Genomic DNA, 17,396 nt, shown 5'->3' with positions numbered 1-17,396 from the left:
TAAACGTTAATAAATTCAAACTTGTTAATAACACCCCTATTTATGTGGAAGGAATGTCTAAATTAAACCAACAACTATTTTTGAATGTTTAAAGCTAAGGTAAAAAGGTAATTTGACACAATCTTTTACATTATTTTTAAGCAACTTTGCATAGTTTATTAACTTTTAACAACACACCAATCAATGCACATTTTTATATTGGTAAGTTTTTAGTCTAAATAGTATACCATTGTGAATCAGTTGATATTTAAAATAAAAATATCATATCAATGTTAGTAAGTATCTAATAACTCATATCTTACTATTTTAATTAATAACTTATTCACAGTACCAACATCCTAATAAACAATAAGAATCTATTTATTTAAAATAATTAATAATTATTGAAGTGTTAAAAGCTGTTAACTTTACACCATCAAAAAGAGCCTAATAAAATTTTATACAAATGAGCATAGATATCCTAGAAGAATTAAACAGAAAGGGGTTTGTAGAAGAACAGATAGATCCAACATTGGATTTGTTTGAAGAGATTGAAAAATTAAAAAAGGAAAAGAATGCAATCATCTTAGCACACTATTATCAAGAACCTGATATACAAGATATTGCAGATTATATAGGCGATAGCCTGGGTTTATCGCAAGAAGCGGCAAAAACAGAAGCTGATGTAATCGTTTTCGCAGGTGTTCATTTTATGGCAGAAACAGCCAAAATATTGTCGCCAGAAAAGACTGTTTTATTACCAGACTTGAAGGCCGGATGTTCTTTAGCAGATAGTTGTCCGCCTCATCTATTTAAAAAATTTAAAGAAAAATATCCTGATCACTTAGTGATTACCTATGTGAATTGTACTGCAGAGTTAAAGGCCTTAAGTGATATAGTTTGTACATCGACAAATGCGGTGCAAATTGTGGAAAGTTTACCTAAGGATCAGAAAATTATTTTCGGCCCAGATAAAAACCTAGGCGCTTGGGTAGCTAAAAAAACGGGCAGAGATTTAGTATTGTGGAATGGAGCTTGTATGGTACACGAAATATTTTCTAGAGAGAAAATTACCAAGTTAAAAGAGCGTCATCCAAATGCAAAATTTATTGCGCATCCGGAGTGTGAAGAATCCGTATTGCAAATGGCTGATTACATTGGCAGTACAACTGGCTTATTGAAATATAGTATTCATAACGAAGCTACCGAATTTATTGTTGCTACGGAAAGTGGAATTATTCATCAAATGGAGAAAGCTAATCCTCATAAAACGTTTATTCCGGCACCACCGAATAACAATTGTGCGTGTAATGATTGTCCTTACATGAAACGAAATACTTTGGAAAAATTATACCTATGTCTTAAAAATGGTTTACCAGAAGTTACTGTGCCAGCTGATATTATTGTTCAGGCTCGTAAACCAATTGAAAGAATGTTAGAAATATCAGCAAAATTAGGGCTGTAGACGCACAAATTTGCGTCATTGCGAGCGCAGCGAAGCAATCTAAAGTATAATTTGAGTAACGATTGCTTCGCTGCGCTCGCAATGACGGTAATATTACACGCAATGACGATAATACTCCTCGCAACGACGGTAATATTATTATTAATGACACCAATATTATAAAATAAAAAAGAAAAACATGTTTGAAAATAAAGAACGGACAGCAATTTCAGAACTAGGAGAATTTGGTTTAATAAAACACTTGACAAATAGCTTTAAAATACAACATGAAAGCAGCATAAAAGGCATTGGAGATGATGCAGCGGTATTAGATTTTACTGGGAAACAAACCTTAATTTCAACAGATTTATTATTAGAAGGAATTCATTTCGATTTAGCTTACGTACCCTTAATGCATCTTGGATATAAAGCGGTTCAGGTTAATCTAAGTGATATTTATGCCATGAATGGTATTGCAACGCAAATTACTGTATCGATAGGATTATCAAGTAAATTTCCATTAGAAGCAGTTGAAGAAATTTATAAAGGGATAGAACTAGCTTGCAATAAGTTTAATATTGATTTAATAGGTGGTGATACCTCATCGAGTAAACAGGGATTGGTTATTAGCGTAACCAGTGTTGGTTTTGCAGATGCTGCAGATGTTTGCTATCGCAATGGTGCTGAAGAAGGAGATTTAATATGCGTTTCTGGTGATTTGGGAGGAGCTTATGTAGGTTTGCAGATCTTAGAAAGAGAAAAGCAGATCTTTTTAGAAAATCCACAATTACAACCAGATTTAGAAGGTAAGGATTATATTATTGAGCGTCAGTTAAAGCCAGAAGGGAGAAGGGATATTGTTGATTTATTATCTCAAATGAAAATAAAGCCAACATCGATGATAGATGTTTCTGATGGTTTGGCATCGGAAATTTTGCATATCTGTACACAGTCTGATAAGGGATGTACGCTTTACGAAGAGAAAATTCCCATTGATCCGATGACTTACGATACAGCTCGGGAATTGGGCTTAGACCCAACTGTTTGTGCACTTAATGGCGGAGAAGATTATGAACTATTATTTACGATTAAACAAGCCGATTATAGCAAACTAAAAAACGATGTGGATATTAGCATCATTGGCCATATAACAGATAAAAATGCTGGATGTAATATGATTTCCAAATCAAACGTTTCGCATGAATTAAAAGCGCAGGGTTGGAATGCTTTTAAAGGTTAAATATGAAAAAAGGCAGTTTATTTTTCTTGTTATTATTAATAGCTAATTTTTGTTTGGCTCAAAAAAATCTTATCATAGGAAAAACATATGAGCTGCCTTCAAAAATATTAAATGAAAACAGAGTTTTAAACATATACACCCCAGAAGGTTATCATCCGGATTCGACAAAGACTTACCCGGTTATTTATCTGCTCGATGGTTCTGTAAATGAAGATTTTATACACATTACAGGTTTAGTTCAGTTTTTGACGATGATTGAAGCAATGCCAAAATCTATTATTGTTGGCATTGCAAATGTTGATAGAAGAAAGGATTTTACCTTTCCAACAACGATCGTAAAAGATAAAACCGATTTTCCAACTACAGGTAGTTCAACTAAATTCATTAACTTTTTAGCTGAAGAATTACAGCCCTTTGTTGAAAATAATTTTAAGACTAACGAATCAAAAACTGTTATTGGACAGTCGTTTGGGGCCTTGTTAGCCACAGAGATTTTAATAAAAAGAGCTCATATTTTTAACAATTACATTATTGTTAGCCCAAGCTTATGGTGGGATAATGAATCGCTTTTAAACCATGTTGATGATAAGATAAACAGACAAAAAATTAGCAATATCAATGTCTTTATTGCCGTTGGCGAAGAAGGTAAGGTAATGAAAGAAGATGCCAAAAAACTTGCTGAAAGCCTCCTAAAATCTAAAGGCTTAAAAGTAAGTTTTGAATTTTTTGAAAAGGAAAATCATTTAACAATACTTCATAATAGCATTTATCAAACGCTGTTGAAGATGTATGCAAAGGGGAAGTAATGTTATTCCTCCTCTCCCAAAAATCTTGCATCTATCTGCTTATTCGATTTAGTTTTTGCACCTAGCTTTTTGATTTTTTCTACTTTACCAATGAGATTTCCACTGCCATATTGTAGTTTTTTAAAAGCTTCTTCATGGGCCTTTTGGGAAAGATCTAAATGTTTTCCGATTTTTTCCATATCTGTTAAGAAACCTACAAACTTATCGTACAATGCACCAGCCTCTTCGGCAATTTCGAAAACATTTTTGTTCTGTCGGTCTACTTTCCATATACTGGCAATGGTACGTAAAGTAGCTAACAAGGTTGTTGGACTCACAATTACCACTTTCCTATTCCAAGCGTAATTGAATAGCTCATGATCGGCCTGTACGGTAATGCTAAAAGAAGACTCAATAGGCATAAAGAGCAGCACAAAATCAGGAGAGTTAATTTGATAAAGATTTTGGTAATTTTTGCTTGCTAAACCATCTATATGAGACTTTATAGAAATTAAATGTCGCTTTAAATTTAAAACTTTTTCCTCCTCTGTGGATGCATTCATCATTTCTTCATAAGCAACTAAACTAATTTTAGCGTCTACAATCAAATGTTTTTCATCTGGAAGGTCAATGACTACATCTGGTTGTAATTTAGCGCCCTCGTCGTTCTTAAGGCTAGTCTGAGTCCTATATTCCCTCCCTTTCGTTAAACCAGAACTTTCCAGCACGCGCTCTAAAATTACTTCTCCCCAGTTTCCTTGTTTTTTATTGTCACCCTTTAATGCCTTGGTTAAATTATTTGCATCTGTTTGGATTTGCTTACTTTGATCCATTAATTGAAAGATAACTCCTTTTAAATGGTTTCTTTCTGCGGCTTCATCTTTGTAAACCTTATCGACTTTTTCTTCAAAAGCTTTAATATTTGCTTTTAGCGGACTCAAGATTGTATCGAGATTATTTTGATTCTGCAGTGTAAATTTTGCAGTTTTTTCGTCTAATATTTTATGAGCTATATCGTAGAAAGTGAGCGTAAATTTTTCTTGTAATTCTGCCAGGCTTTGCTGTTGTTCTTTAAATTTATCTCGTTGTAAATTTAAAAGTGCTTCCGTTTGTATTAACTTACTACGTTCATCATTAAAACGTTCACGTAGATCATTTAACTCATCTGCTAATTTTTGTTTTTCTTCTTTCAGATAAGTAAATGTTTCATCGTTTTTATGAACAAGCGGTTTACGCAACAGCAGGATGAAAAGGACCAATAAAATAAGCAACAATAGAGCGATAGCAGCGATTTCCATTCTTTAAATTTTTAGTCAAAATAACAAAATATAAATTAAGGGAGATTATATTTACCCCATGAACAATTTGTTAATTCTTATACAATGTAAAGATAAGGTTGGTTTGGTAACTGACATTACAAGAATTTTGGCTTTACACAAACTTAACATTATTGCTATGAGAGAGTTTGTGGATGAAACGGAAAACAAGTTTTTTACACGAATAGCCTGTAGTGGAATTATAACAGACAAGTTGGTTTTAAAGCAAGAATTGATAGCTGTTTTACCCATTGAGGCAAAAGTTAATCTCGTTACAAAAAAAGAGAAAAACATAGCTGTTTTAGTAACTAAAGAATTTCATTGTTTAGCTGATCTTTTGGTTAGAGCTCATTTTAAAACTTTGGGAGCAGTTGTTAAATGTGTAATCGGAAACCACTCCACGCTGCAAGAGTTTGCCGAAAAGATGGGAGTTCCTTTTTTCTATGTAGCTCATGAAAATAAAAGTAAAGCAGATTTTGAACGGGAAATGGTACAATTATTAATAAACTATGAGCTAGATTATATTGTATTGGCTAAATTTATGAGAATACTTTCTCCTGAATTTATACAGCAATACCCAAATAAGATAATCAACATTCATCATTCTTTTTTACCAGCATTTGTTGGGGCTAGTCCATATAGGCAAGCTTTTGAAAGAGGGGTTAAAATTATTGGCGCTACCGCACACTTTGTAACCAATAATTTAGATGAAGGGCCGATTATTAATCAGCAAACAATTCATGTAAACCATACTTTAAATGCGAAACAAATGGCCATTGGAGGAAGAGAAATTGAAAAGGCGGTATTGAGTAAAGCACTGGAACAGGTTTTAGAAGATAGGGTTTTTATTAGTGGGAATAAAACGATTGTATTTGAATAGAAAGGCTTAGCCCGCCTAACTTCACAAGTCTTTTAATACCAACTCTCCCACTTCCTGCCCCGTGTTACTGCCAATGGCAATGCCCATGCCATTGCATCGAACAGCACAAAAGATGTTAGGATTTATTTCTTCAATAATAGGATGTAGCTTATCGCCAAACGCCATTATTCCACTCCATGTTTGCTCAAGTTCAAAGGGCGTATCCGGCAAAATAATAGTCTGCAAAAGCTTTAATAGCGCTGCTTGTACCTTGTCGGTTTCACCGAATGCTGTTGTTTCCTCAGACTTGAAATCCAAATTTCTACCACCTCCCAAAAGTATTCGGTCATCAACATTTCTAAAATAGTAAAAGCCCTTATCGTAATGAAAAGTTCCCTTTAGCCTCAAATTGGGAATAGGTTTAGTGATGATCACCTGTCCCCTGCCCGGCACAACGTTTAGCATAGGATAAAACTGATTGATAAAAGCATTTGTGGTTAAAACTACTTTTTTACACTTAAAGTTACCCTGACTAGTTTCGAGAACGATCTGTGTTTCTTCTTCGTTAATCTTGTTAACCTCGCAGGAATTTAGCACCAATACGCCTAACCCATTTACTTTAGCAAGCAGATTTTTCATCATTTTTCCTGGATTAATCTGAGCTTCTAACTTATTTTTTAAAAGCGTAGAGATGTTCTTAAAACCAAATGAAGGAATTTGATCATTCGCAACGCTATATACCTCCTTTTCCGAAACTATGTCTGCAATTAGGGCATTAAAATGGCTTAATTTTAATACACATTCTTCTGCCAACGAGTTCTCGGCCGGCCTAAATAACTCGTACCCTCCGTAATTTTCATAACAAATCTTCTCATCACCCAATAAAGCTCGAAGTTTTAAAAGACCGCTCCATCGTTTGGAAATCAGCTCGTGCAGACCGTCGGTTCCACAAATTTTTTCTTGTTCGATCAATTCTGAAATGCTTCCAAAACACGCAAAACCAGCATTTTTTGTGCTGGCTCCATTTGGTAAAAACCCTCTTTCTAACACTATTACGCTTGTGTTAGGACTACCCTGCTTTATTGTTAAGGCCGCATTTAATCCAACAATACCACTACCTACTATGATTACGTCAGCAGTAAAGAAGTTTTGCTTTTCCCAATAAGATTGATGATGAGCCATAATGATGGTTTATGTAATTTTTTTAACAGCTATTAAATATGGGAACACTTTTTGATTTAAGAGTAAAAAGACAAATTTAAAAAAATGGAATCGTATTTAATCTTAATTATCCCTGTATTGCTCTTGAGTATGCTCGTACAGTGGAGATTTAGAAGTAAATTCTCTCAATATGCCGAAATGCAGCTCAATTCGGGCATGTCGGGAAAGGAAGTTGCCGAAAAAATGCTATATGATAATGGCATTTACGATATCAAAATCATGAGCACCGAAGGTCAGCTAACAGATCATTACAATCCAACCGATAGAACAGTAAATCTCAGTACCGATGTGTATTACGGAAGAAGTGTTGCAGCAGCAGCGGTTGCTGCCCACGAATGTGGCCATGCTGTTCAGCACGCTAAATCATATCATTGGTTACAATTCAGGTCGAGCATGGTTCCGGTTGTTAGTATTTCTTCAAACTTGTTGCAATGGGTATTGTTAATTGGCGTATTGTTAATTGGTTTTACCGGAAATCCAATTGTTTTGGCAATTGGTGTGGCGGGCCTAGCTTTAGTGACAGTGTTTAGTATAATAACCCTACCCGTAGAATTTGATGCAAGCAGAAGGGCATTGTTATGGTTAAGGAATAATCAGACTGTAATGCATACTGCCGAAGAAAATGCACAAGCGAAGGATGCGCTTTGGTGGGCTGCCATGACCTATGTTATCGCTGCGCTGGGCGCACTTGCCAACTTAATTTATTATGCTTCAATGCTATTTGGAAGAAGTAGAGATTAAAGAAACCTTAATTCAATTTGTAAGGAGCTATTAACTGAAACTCCGGAATATCAACGTTGAATAGTGTTTCATCGCTTAAGCGGAGCATCTGATAATGTCCTTTCATGCTCCCTATTTCAGTTTTAAGATTGCATCCCGAAACGTAGTTGTAAGATTCTCCTGGGTTGATGATTGGTTGCTCTCCTACTACACCCTCTCCATCTACCTCTCTTTGTGTGCCATTTGAATCAAAAATCACCCATTTGCGACGCATTAGGCGGATGGAGAAATCAGCTAAATTCTGTATCTCAATGCGATAAGCAAACATAAAGTGCTCGTTTGCCGAATCAGAGTACCCCTCTTCATAAGTGGTATCAACTGAAATCTTTATACCTTGGGTAATAGCGGTAACCATCATTTAAATTTAAGAATTGCATTTCAATAATCAAGCCATTTCTGAAAAAGGCAAAACGTGTTCGTATTTCACTGCCACTTCGTCTAATAACTCATGAATTGTGGCGATGTTTTCTTCTTTGACGAGCATCATCCGGTATGGTTTAAAATCAGGTAAACCCTTGAAATAATTGGCATAGTGCCTCCGCATTTCAAACACCCCAACTTTTGGCCCTTTCCATTCGATAGATTTGTCTAAATGTGTTCTGCAGGCAATTATTCGTTCTTCTAGCGTGGGGCCAGCCATGAGTTCACCTGTTTCGAAGAAGTGCTTTACTTCCCTGAAAATCCAAGGATACCCTATTGCGGCCCTACCAATCATAATACCATCCACTTCATATTCCATTCTCCAAGCGGCAGCTTTCTGCGGACTATCGACATCGCCATTTCCGAAAATCGGAATCTTAACACGGGGGTTCCGCTTAATTTCTCTAATTAATGTCCAGTCGGCTTCTCCCTTATAAAGCTGGGCTCTTGTACGGCCATGAATCGTTAAGGCTTGAATACCAATATCCTGTAAACGTTCCGCAACTTCTTCAACGTTTTTGGTATTGTCATCCCAGCCCAATCTTGTTTTAACGGTTACAGGCAAGTGGGTTGCTTTAACCACTGCTTCTGTCATTTTAACCATCTTATCTATATCTTGAAGTAAGCTAGCTCCAGCGCCTCTGCAGGCAACATTCTTAACCGGACACCCATAGTTTATATCCATTAAATCGGGACCAGCAAGCGTAGCAATTTCAGTTGCCTCCCGCATGCTCTCTATATCGCTTCCAAAAATCTGTATCCCAATCGGTCGTTCATATTCAAAAATATCAAGCTTCTTTCTGCTTTTTGCGGCATCCCGAATTAACCCTTCAGAAGAAATAAACTCGGTATACATCAAATCAGCACCACCTTGCTTACACACATAACGAAATGGTGGATCACTCACATCTTCCATTGGCGCAAGCAATAAAGGGAACGCTCCCAAATCTATATTTCCTATCTTTACAGACATTTTTCTATCTTCAATGCAAAATTAAAGCTACAAAGGTACACAATTTACAAATAATGCAGTTTATACCAACATCCAAGCAAGAGAACAGCCCTTATTTACAACTGCTATTCCTAGGCGCATTTGCCATCGGGGGATTGCTAGTGGCGATGGTTGTAGGGTTTGGAATTGCGCTTTTATGTTATGGCAGCAATATTTTAACAGACACCGCTTGGCTAAGCGGGAATGATCCGAAGAACATAGGTGCGCTTAAAATTTTATTGACCGCACAGCAAGTAGGGCTCTTTTTATCACCGGCTTTATTGTTGGGAATAATTGAAGGGAAAAAACCGCAAAATTTTTATCACCTAAGGAGGCCAAATATCAATATACTTTTTGTGGTGTTTCTAATCATGGCTTGTTCTATGCCACTTATGAGCTGGACTAATGAAGCCAACCAAAAGATGTACTTGCCCGACTTTTTGAGGAGCATCGAAACGTGGATGCGTAAAATGGAAGATGAGGCTGCAAAGACGACGGTAGCCATCTTAAAAATGAAATCTGTTGGCGACTTTCTAATCACGCTTTTTGTGATTGCAGTTATGCCGGCAATTTGCGAAGAATTTCTGTTTAGGGGCGCACTTCAGCGCATCTTTTTACGGTGGGTAAGGAGCCCTCATCTAGCTATTTGGATTTCTGCCATCATTTTTAGCGTGATACATTTTCAGTTTTATGGATTTTTCCCAAGGTTATTTTTAGGCGCTGCTTTTGGTTATATCTATTTTTGGACGGGGAGCTTATGGTATACCATTTTTGCACATTTTTTAAACAATGGATTTGCAGTGAGCATAGCCTGGTATTTTCAACAAAAGAATTTACCCTTAAATAGCGAGGAAGAAATTCCCGTGCAATGGTATGGCTATATTATTAGTGCAATATTAACCCTAGCTTTGTTTAAATTATTGAAAAATAAAACAACTCAAACCTCCAAATGAAAACCAGAGCAATAACCGCTTTCTTTTTTACTATCGTTATGTTAGGCTCCATCTTTTTAGGGAGCTACACATTTACCGGCTTTTATTTGATATTAAGCATTGTGGCGCTATTAGAGTTTTATAAACTTGTAAAAATGGGAGGGATCAGACCTCATCGCAACATTGGCGTGTTAGTGGCGGTAATATTATTTTTAATGACAGCGGCCTATCATTTCTTGCAGTTTGAAACAAAATATCTTTTACTGGTTGTACCTCTTATTTTTTCGGTATTCATTAGCGAGCTATACAAAAAGAATAAAATTCCATTTGCTAACATCTCCTATACTTTTGTGGGATTTATCTATGTAACTATACCCTTTTGCTTCTTTTATTCATTAGGCTTTTTAGCGAACGTATTAACGTATGATTACCATTTACCTTTGGCTTTTTTGCTAATGTTATGGGCAAATGATACTGGCGCTTATTTGTTTGGTGTTAAATTTGGAAAACGAAGGTTATTTGAGCGCCATTCTCCAAAAAAATCATGGGAAGGGTTTTTTGGTGGCATTTTCACCAGCGTAGTTGTGGCCTTTGTGATGGCCAGATTTTTTCCTGACATGACAACTGCCACATGGGTAGGAATGGCGGTACTTATTTCCTGCTTTGGCACCCTCGGAGATTTAGTTGAGTCTATGTTGAAAAGAAGTTTGGATGCCAAAGATTCGGGAAGCTTCTTACCGGGGCATGGGGGATTCCTAGACCGGTTTGACGGGTTGTTAATCGCCGCACCCGTTGTGTACGTTTATTTATATTTGATTATTCATTAACAGGAGTTTGCGCCTTGTAACAAAATTACAACAGCTATAGATTCAATTGTTTAGTAATTTATATTTGGATAATTAACTAAACTAACCCCCATGGCAAAATTTTACCCTCGTGCTGTATGGTTTATTGCAATGCTCTTTTGCGTTCAAACAACCATAGCTCAAAACATCCCATCGCCCAAAGATCACTTTGGCTTCACAATCGGAGATGATTATCAACTGGCAAATTACACACAGACATCGGCTTATTTTAAAATCCTGGCAGAGACATCTAAAAGGGTAAAATTAGTAGATATTGGTAAAACGGAAGAAGGAAGACCACAATATATGTTAATCATCACTTCTCCGGAAAACCAGAAAAACCTTGAAAAATACAAAGAGATTTCTCAGAAACTTGGCCGCGCCGAAGGTTTAACTCCTGCGCAAGCAAAGGCATTAGCTGCTGAGGGGAAAGCTGTAGTATGGATTGACGGCGGATTACATGCCAATGAGGTTGTAGGCGCGCATCAGTTAATTCAAATGGCCTATAACCTTTCAAGTCGCACAGACGCAGAAACGACTAAGATTTTGGATAATGTAATTGTGCTCATGACGCATGCCAATCCCGACGGACAAGAACTCCAAAGCGATTGGTATATGAGAGAAAAAGACCCTAAAAAAAGGTCTTTAAGTGGTTTACCTCGTTTGTATGAAAAATATGCTGGCCATGACAATAATAGAGATTTTTTTATGCTTAATCTTAAAGAAACTCAAAACATGGGCCGTCAGTTATTTATCGAATGGATCCCGCAAATTATGTATAATCACCATCAGGCTGGTCCGGCCGGGACAGTAGTTGCAGGCCCCCCATATCGTGATCCCTATAATTACGTGTTCGACCCTATGGTACTTACCAGCTTAGATGCTGTAGGTGCCGCAATGCATAGCAGAATGAATGTAGAAGGAAAGCCGGGCTACACTCAACGTGGCGGATCTGTGTTTTCAACATGGTATAATGGAGGTCTGCGCACCACCACTTACTTTCATAATATGATTGGGTTGTTAACGGAGATCGTAGGTAGCCCTACACCATCCGAAATCCCTTTAGTCCCTTCCCGGTTATTGCCAAATGGTGATTCGCCAAACCCTGTTTTGCCACAAAAATGGTTTTTTAGGAACTCAATAGATTATTCGGTTTCCTTAAATTATGCGGTGTTAAACTATGCGCAGCGTCATTACGATGAGCTGCTTTATAATATTTACCAAATGGGTAAAAACTCCATCGACAGGGGTAGTAAAGATACCTGGTCTTTTTCTCCTAAAAAGATCGAGGCTATCAATGCTGCTTACCAAAAGGATAGACCAGCTGGGGCGAATACGGGTGGTTTTGGGGGTAGAACGCCTGCTATGCCAACTAAATATTTGGACACGGTGATGAAAGCGCCTAAAAATCGTGATGCAAGAGGTTACATTCTTTCGGCAGACCAGCCAGACTTTACGACTGCAATCCGTTTTTTAAATGCTTTAATCAGAACGGGCGTTGTAGTACACAAAGCCACTGCAGCTTTTGCCGTAGCAGGGAAGAACTATCCTTCTGGAAGTTATGTGGTTAAAACCGATCAGGCTTTTAGACCCCATGTTTTGGATATGTTCGAGCCGCAAGACCATCCGAATGATTTTAAATATGAAGGCGGACCTCCTGTAGCTCCTTACGACGCTGCCGGGTGGACATTAGCTTATTTGATGAATGTTAAATTTGACCGTATCCAAGATAAATTTGATGGGCCATTTGAAAAACTTCCTCATGGGGAGTTGTTAAAAGCAACGCCAAAACCGCTTCCATCTGGCAATGGCTTTGTGCTAAGCGCGCTCGCAAATGAAAGTTTCTTAGCAGTGAATGAATTGTTAAAAGGTGGCGTGGAAGTATTCCGAAATACTGCTGATGGATCATTTTATGTCCCGGCGTCTGCTAAAGCTAAAACCATTTTGAACAAAGCAGAACATGGTTTTGGAATGCGTATAACAGCAGGGTCAAAACCGGCTAAAGCGGTGAAAATAGCCCCATCACGCATCGCCTTATGGGATACCTACGGCGGTTCAATGCCATCGGGATGGATACGCTTTATTATGGAGCAATACCACTTTGATGCTACCGTGATCTACGCCCCGGATATTGATGCAGGTAAGCTGAAAGAAAAATATGATGTGATTATTTTTGTTGGGGGATCAATTCCTGCTTTAACTACAGGAGGCGAAGGAGGAAGGGGTAATTTTGGCGGAACTGCTGCTAATGCATCAATACCGGAAGAGTTCAAAGCTAGAATAGGTAGAATGAGCCAGGATAAATCAATTCCTCAGTTAAAGGAATTCTTAGCGGCTGGCGGTGATATTGTAGCGATCGGTTCGGCAACGAATATCGCTGCGCATTTAAATTTGCCTGTTAGAAATGCAATGGTTGAAATGGTTGATGGGCAGGAGAAAAGATTACCAGCTACCAAATATTATGTTCCAGGAAGTGTTTTAAGTGTCACAGTTGATAAGACACAAACAGCTAACTGGGGATTGGACGCGGCAACAGATGTTTATTTCGACAATAGCCCTGTGTTTAAGCTAAATCCAAACGCGGTATCTTCAGGACAAATTAGACCATTAGCCTGGTTTGGAAGTGCAACGCCTTTACGTAGTGGATGGGCTTGGGGAGAAAGCTATCTACAAGACGGCGTAGTGGCCTTTGAAGCGAATTATGGGAAAGGGAAAGTTTTTGCCTTCGGACCAGAAATAACGTTCAGAGCGCAGACACATGGAACTTTTAAATGGATGTTTAATCAGCTATACAAATAGCTCGTCATTGCGAGGAATTGCGAAGCATAAAGCAAAACAATCTTAAAAGGGCAGGGTAATTAGATTGCTTCGTTCCTCGCAATGACGAATTTTTTACAAGGGCTTACGGAGTAAAATTATCCGATCGTATCCTTACCTCCTGAAGATAGAAATCACTTAACCTATCTACCCTTTAACGGTTGCAGTAAATACTCTAGTCCGTTTAGTTTAATCTCATACATGGTACCGAGCAGTATGCCTAATTTGCCTGGGGGGAATCCCTTTGAATGGAACCAAACCAAATAGGATTCCGGCAGCGAAGCAATCGTCCATCCTTGGTATTTACCAAAAGGCATCTTCATCTTCACAAGTTCTAATAATAGGGATGAATCCATTTTTATATTAATTCTAACATTTCTATGGCCTCATCAACATTGTTGATGTTATCAAAAGCAATACGCAAGCTATCTTTTATTTCTTTTAGGTTGCACAAGCGAGGATGTTGCTGGGCAAAGGCCAAGATACGGTTAAACACCTCCGAATCGAAGAACTTTGATTGTTTATCGCTCACAAAATAACCTCTTAAAATATTCTTTTTAAAACTTAGTTTTTCAAAGCCTAGCCTTTTTCCTACCCATTGCAAGCGCAACACTTTCAGCATGGCTTTTACGGGTTGTGGTACAGGGCCAAATCGATCTCTGAGTTCATGCTCGAAGGCGTTTAATTCGGCCTCATTTTCTAGCTTCGATAGCTCGGTATATAAGTTATATCGTTCGGTGATGCTTGTAACATAATCATCAGGAATATGGAGTTCAACATCAGTATCAACCTGTGTAAAGCTTACATAAGCACGCTCTGGCTCATCTTTGAACAAATCTTTGAACTCTGCGTCTTTCAGTTCTTGTATGGCCTCATCTAGAATTTTATTGTACATCTCGAAGCCAATCTCCGCAATAAATCCACTTTGTTCACCGCCTAATAAATTACCACTGCCACGAATATCTAAGTCGCGCATGGCGATATTAAATCCACTTCCCAGGTCAGAGAACTCCTCAATTGCGCTGAGTCGTTTTCTAGCTTCGTTGGTGAGTGTAGATAGGGGTAGGCTTAGCAAGTAACAGAAGGCTTTTTTATTCGATCGACCAACACGGCCGCGCATTTGGTGTAGATCGCTTAAACCAAACATATGCGCATGGTTAATAATAATGGTATTGGCATTTGGAATATCCAATCCGGCCTCGATAATCGTAGTGGCAACCAGCACATCCTTTTCCCCGTTGATGAAATCTAGCATAACGTCCTCTAACTGGTCCCCATCCAATTGCCCGTGCGCAATACCAATTCTAGCTTTTGGAACCAGTTTCTGGATCAATCCGCCAAGTTGCGGTAAATCATTCACACGGTTGTGGATGAAGAATACTTGTCCCCCTCGATCCAGTTCAAATTGTACCGCTTCCTGAATTAACTTATCATTAAAAACATGCAACTCGGTATTAACGGCCTGCCTATTTGGTGGAGGAGTACTCATGATTGATAAATCGCGCGCACCCATTAATGAAAAATGGAGCGTTCTGGGAATGGGTGTTGCAGTTAAGGTTAGCGTATCTACATTGACTCGTAAGGCACGCAATTTTTCTTTAGCGGCAACTCCAAATTTCTGCTCCTCATCAATTATCATAATGCCCAGGTCTTTAAACTTCACATCTTTGCTTAATAGACGGTGTGTGCCAATAACGATGTCCACTTTACCTGCGGCAACTTTTTCCAGGGTTTCTTTTATTTGTTTGCTGGTTTTAAAACGATTGATATAATCTACCGAACAAGGAAATTCTTTTAAGCGCGACGAGAATGTTTTAAAATGCTGCAAGGCTAGAATAGTGGTAGGCACTAAAACAGCCGCTTGTTTTCCGTTTGCCACGGCTTTAAAAGCAGCACGGATAGCGATTTCTGTTTTGCCAAAGCCTACGTCACCACAAACTAATCGATCCATAGGATGAGGGGCCTCCATGTCCTTTTTAACATCGGCAGTTGCCTTTACCTGATCGGGCGTGTCTTCATAAATAAACGAAGCCTCAAGCTCTGTTTCTAAATATCCATCTGGACTAAAAGCCGTACCCACCTGTGCCTTGCGCATGGCATAAAGTTTGATGAGGTCTCGGGCAATGTCTTTAACTTTTTTTTTTGTAGTTTTCTTAAGCTTGTCCCATGCTTCGGTCCCCAGCTTGTTCATTTTGGGCTGAGTGCCGTCTTTGCCACTAAATTTCGCAATCCTATTTAAAGAGTTAATATTTACGTAGAGTAGATCATTATCGGCATATACCAAACGGATCATCTCTTGCATTTTGCCATTTACCTCTACTTTTTCCAGGCCTGCATATTTTCCAATGCCGTGATCTATGTGTGTTACAAAATCGCCAGGCTTAAGTTCTCGTAAATCTTTTAATGTAATGGCCTGACTACGCTGATAGCCTCTTTTTAGTTGATATTTATAAAAACGATCAAAAATCTGGTGGTCAGTATAAAATGCAACCTTTTGTATGGGATCTAAAAATCCTTCCCGAAGGGGAATATTAACGGGCGTAAACTTGGCAGTTTTATCAATATCGTCTAAAATAGCATATAAACGCTCCGTTTGTTTAATGGAGTTGGTAAAGATAAAATTATGAATAGCCAAGTTCTCGTTTTCTTTGAGGTTTTTAATCAAAAGATCAAAATCCTTATTGAAAGAGGGTTGGGGTTTCGTTTCGAAATTAAAAACATGCGGTGTTTGATAGAAGAACTGCTTTCCAAATTCTACGAGACTAAAGTCTTGAAAAAGGTCGGCCAGCATTTTCTCGTCCGAAAAAGAGAACTTAGGATCTAACCAGTTCGGATTTTGCTGCTTATCGGCAATGCCCAATGCTTTCCATAATTCAACGGCCTTTTTATAGCCTCCTTTCACCACATCCAGCGTAAATTCTACGTCTTTAAACCAAAGTTGTGTGCCCTTTTCTATGTAATCTAACAGGCTTATATTGTTTTCGGTTAAAAACTTTGCCTGTACATTGGGCACGATGGTAAAGTTCTTTACATCATCAACGGAGAGCTGGCTTTCGATCTCAAAAGTACGGATGCGCTCAACAGTATCTCCAAAAAACTCGATACGATAGGGTAGTTCATGAGAAAAAGAGAAAATATCTACAATGCCACCCCGTACAGAGAATTGACCTGGTTCGTAGACAAAATCTGTCCGCTCGAAATCATAATCAAATAAAAACTCATTGATAAAATCGATGCCCAAATTAATGCCTATGCTAATCTCGAGGGTGTTTTTTTCTAAAACTGTTCGATCTATTACTTTTTCGGCTAAGGCCTCTGGATAAGTGACAACCACTTTACCGTATTCAGATTGATGGTTAAGTTCATTTAAAACCTCCGCTCTTGCTAAAACATTGGCCGTATCTATTTGGGTAAATTCAAATGCTTTGCGAAATGAAGACGGGAAGAGTAATATCTCTTTGCCCAAAATGCCTTCCAGATCGGATAAAAAATAGGCCGCTTCTTCTCTATTTGGCAAGATGAAAAGTTGTGGTTGATGAAGCAGAAAATAACTTGCAGTAGCAATTACCGCATCAGCCGAACCCACTAATCCCCTTAATTGGGTTTTATTGCCCTTTTCTTTTTGGAGTGCTTGTGCAAAAGCTACAACACGCTCATCGGTTTTATATCTACTTACAAGGTCCCGAATATTCACTAATCAAAGGTAATAAATTTTGTTTGATGTTATTAGAGATAACCTATAAACATTGGAATTGTTCTGGTAATAC

At 38.1% G+C, this 17,396-nt stretch carries 14 protein-coding genes; 8 read left to right on the top strand and 6 right to left on the bottom strand.

Features of this window, described 5'->3' with window-relative positions; genetic code table 11:
- Window positions 1–445: 445 nt before the first annotated feature.
- The 3 genes from nadA to BM207_RS10005 all read left to right on the top strand — a co-directional run bounded on the left by nadA (window position 446) and on the right by BM207_RS10005 (window position 3,469).
- Entirely contained in the window at window positions 446–1,444 is a 999-nt protein-coding gene (nadA, locus tag BM207_RS10015) for a quinolinate synthase NadA (RefSeq protein ID WP_090993552.1), read from the top strand.
- Between the two features lie 178 nt (window positions 1,445–1,622).
- Window positions 1,623–2,663, top strand: coding sequence for a thiamine-phosphate kinase (thiL, locus tag BM207_RS10010; protein ID WP_090993550.1), 1,041 nt, complete (start codon window positions 1,623–1,625; stop codon window positions 2,661–2,663).
- Window positions 2,664–2,665: 2 nt separating this feature from the next.
- On the top strand, window positions 2,666–3,469 hold the full coding sequence (locus tag BM207_RS10005) for an alpha/beta hydrolase (protein ID WP_090993548.1): 804 nt from the start codon (window positions 2,666–2,668) through the stop codon (window positions 3,467–3,469).
- 2 nt (window positions 3,470–3,471) lie between these two features.
- Here BM207_RS10005 and BM207_RS10000 read toward each other — a convergent pair whose 3' ends face one another.
- Window positions 3,472–4,746: a DNA recombination protein RmuC gene (locus tag BM207_RS10000; protein ID WP_090993546.1), complete on the bottom strand. Its 1,275-nt coding sequence runs from the start codon at window positions 4,744–4,746 to the stop codon at window positions 3,472–3,474.
- A 58-nt stretch (window positions 4,747–4,804) separates the two neighbouring features.
- Between BM207_RS10000 and purU the strand changes: the two genes are divergently transcribed.
- The gene (gene purU, locus BM207_RS09995; RefSeq protein WP_090993544.1) at window positions 4,805–5,644 is read left to right on the top strand and encodes a formyltetrahydrofolate deformylase; all 840 of its coding nucleotides are present in this window, start codon (window positions 4,805–4,807) and stop codon (window positions 5,642–5,644) included.
- A 21-nt stretch (window positions 5,645–5,665) separates the two neighbouring features.
- On the opposite strand, the gene BM207_RS09990 is transcribed toward purU, so the two are convergent.
- A complete protein-coding gene (locus BM207_RS09990) occupies window positions 5,666–6,805 on the bottom strand; it encodes an NAD(P)/FAD-dependent oxidoreductase (protein WP_090993542.1) in 1,140 nt (379 codons plus the stop codon).
- Between the two features lie 84 nt (window positions 6,806–6,889).
- Here BM207_RS09990 and BM207_RS09985 point away from each other — a divergent pair, with 84 nt between their 5' ends.
- Window positions 6,890–7,585 (top strand): zinc metallopeptidase, encoded by a 696-nt coding sequence (locus BM207_RS09985; RefSeq protein ID WP_090993540.1) that lies wholly within the window; start codon window positions 6,890–6,892, stop codon window positions 7,583–7,585.
- 7 nt (window positions 7,586–7,592) lie between these two features.
- Here the strand turns inward: BM207_RS09985 and apaG are convergent, their stop codons facing one another.
- Window positions 7,593–7,979, bottom strand: coding sequence for a Co2+/Mg2+ efflux protein ApaG (apaG, locus tag BM207_RS09980; protein ID WP_090993536.1), 387 nt, complete (start codon window positions 7,977–7,979; stop codon window positions 7,593–7,595).
- 30 nt (window positions 7,980–8,009) lie between these two features.
- A complete protein-coding gene (gene dusB / locus BM207_RS09975) occupies window positions 8,010–9,017 on the bottom strand; it encodes a tRNA dihydrouridine synthase DusB (protein WP_090993533.1) in 1,008 nt (335 codons plus the stop codon).
- Between the two features lie 53 nt (window positions 9,018–9,070).
- Here dusB and BM207_RS09970 point away from each other — a divergent pair, with 53 nt between their 5' ends.
- The 3 genes from BM207_RS09970 to BM207_RS09960 all read left to right on the top strand — a co-directional run bounded on the left by BM207_RS09970 (window position 9,071) and on the right by BM207_RS09960 (window position 13,611).
- A complete protein-coding gene (locus BM207_RS09970; RefSeq protein ID WP_090993532.1) occupies window positions 9,071–9,988 on the top strand; it encodes a CPBP family intramembrane glutamic endopeptidase in 918 nt (305 codons plus the stop codon).
- Window positions 9,985–10,794, top strand: coding sequence for a phosphatidate cytidylyltransferase (locus BM207_RS09965; protein WP_090993530.1), 810 nt, complete (start codon window positions 9,985–9,987; stop codon window positions 10,792–10,794). The genes BM207_RS09970 and BM207_RS09965 overlap by 4 nt, the downstream gene beginning before the upstream one ends.
- Window positions 10,795–10,884: 90 nt before the next feature.
- On the top strand, window positions 10,885–13,611 hold the full coding sequence (locus BM207_RS09960; protein WP_090993528.1) for a M14 family metallopeptidase: 2,727 nt from the start codon (window positions 10,885–10,887) through the stop codon (window positions 13,609–13,611).
- 161 nt (window positions 13,612–13,772) lie between these two features.
- Here the strand turns inward: BM207_RS09960 and BM207_RS09955 are convergent, their stop codons facing one another.
- Together BM207_RS09955 and mfd are read right to left on the bottom strand one after the other, a co-directional pair.
- Window positions 13,773–13,985 (bottom strand): DUF3820 family protein, encoded by a 213-nt coding sequence (locus tag BM207_RS09955; protein WP_090993525.1) that lies wholly within the window; start codon window positions 13,983–13,985, stop codon window positions 13,773–13,775.
- Between the two features lie 2 nt (window positions 13,986–13,987).
- Window positions 13,988–17,323 carry a transcription-repair coupling factor gene (mfd, locus tag BM207_RS09950; protein ID WP_090993523.1) on the bottom strand — a complete coding sequence of 1,112 codons (3,336 nt, stop codon included), beginning with the start codon at window positions 17,321–17,323 and terminating at the stop codon, window positions 13,988–13,990.
- Window positions 17,324–17,396: the final 73 nt, after the last annotated feature.

It is taken from the genome of Pedobacter insulae, assembly GCF_900113525.1.
GTDB lineage: Bacteria > Bacteroidota > Bacteroidia > Sphingobacteriales > Sphingobacteriaceae > Pedobacter > Pedobacter insulae.
The sequence above is the reverse complement of the archived record's forward strand: the minus strand, read 5'-3'. Positions and strand labels throughout refer to the sequence as shown.